Raw genomic sequence first — 990 nt, 5'->3', positions numbered from 1 at the left:
GAAATTCAGCTGGAAATCGAAAACGGCGAGTTCGAGTGGTCCGTGGCCCTGGAAGATGTGCACATGAACATCGAAGCGCGGCTCACCGACAAGATCGGCATCACCGGCAAAAAGCTGCACACCGGTCGCAGCCGTAACGACCAGGTAGCCACCGACATCCGCCTGTGGCTGCGCGACGAACTGCTGATTCTGGAAGAGCAGTATCTGTACCTGATGACCGGCCTGCTGAACCTGGCCGAGCGCGAAGCGGCCACCATCATGCCCGGCTTTACTCACCTGCAGACGGCCCAGCCAGTGACCTTCGGGCACCACCTGCTGGCCTGGTTCGAAATGCTCAAACGTGATCGCGAGCGCCTGCTGGATTGCCGCAAGCGGGTCAACCGCATGCCCCTGGGCGCCGCCGCCCTGGCCGGCACCACCTACCCGATCAACCGCGAGCGTACCTGCGAGTTGCTCGGCTTCGACGGCGTCTGCGAAAACTCGCTGGACGCGGTGAGCGACCGGGACTTCGCCATCGAATTCTGCGCTCTGGCCGCCCTGACCATGACCCACCTGTCGCGGATCAGCGAAGAACTGGTGCTGTGGACCAGCGCCCAGTTCAACTTCATCAACCTGCCCGACCGCTTCTGCACCGGCAGCTCCATCATGCCGCAGAAGAAAAACCCGGACGTGCCCGAGCTGGTACGCGGCAAGACCGGCCGCGTTAACGGCCACCTGATCAGCCTGCTGACCCTGATGAAAAGCCAGCCGCTGGCCTACAACAAGGACAATCAGGAAGACAAGGAACCGTTGTACGACGCCGTGGACACCCTCAAGGGCAGCCTGCGCGCCTTCGGCGACATGATCCCGTCCCTGGAGCCCAACCGCGAAGTCATGCGCGAGGCGGCCCGCCGTGGCTTCGCCACTGCCACCGATCTGGCCGATTACCTGGTCCGCAAGGGCATCGCTTTCCGCGACTCCCACGAGATCGTCGGCAAGGCCGTGGCCTAT

Annotated in this window: 1 protein-coding gene; it reads left to right on the top strand. The window is 63.2% G+C overall.

The annotated features are described in order from the left end of the window. The coding region (gene argH, locus A3730_RS26145; RefSeq protein WP_063539292.1) for an argininosuccinate lyase at window positions 1-990 on the top strand (990 nt) is incomplete at both ends.

This window comes from Alcanivorax sp. HI0044 (assembly GCF_001634945.1).
Note: the sequence above shows the minus strand (reverse complement) of the source record. Positions and strands in the feature narration are given on the sequence as shown.